This window comes from Rhodoplanes roseus (assembly GCF_003258865.1).
GTDB classification, from domain to species: domain Bacteria; phylum Pseudomonadota; class Alphaproteobacteria; order Rhizobiales; family Xanthobacteraceae; genus Rhodoplanes; species Rhodoplanes roseus.
The window spans coordinates 1-237 of sequence record NZ_NPEX01001018.1 but is presented as its reverse complement, the minus strand read 5'-3'; the positions used below and the strand labels follow the sequence as shown (position 1 = coordinate 237).

Here is a 237-nt window from a genome sequence, read left to right as displayed (position 1 = left end):
TGGAGAATTATATCGAGGTCCTGAGCGACGGTTATTTCTACGAGATTTTCGGGCGCACCTTCGCGATCGCGCTCGCCACCACGCTCATCTGCGCCGCGATCGGCCTGCCACAGGCCTATTTCCTGTCGCGCATGCACCCGTTCTGGCGCTCGGTGATGCTCCTCGTCGTACTTGGCCCGCTCCTCATCTCCGTGGTGGTGCGCACGCTCGGCTGGGCGATCCTCCTCGGCAACAAGG

The 237-nt window shown here is 62.4% G+C and carries 1 pseudogene; it reads left to right on the top strand.

The features are described from left to right. A pseudogene (locus CH341_RS33430) lies at positions 1 to 237 on the top strand (ABC transporter permease); the annotation flags it as partial.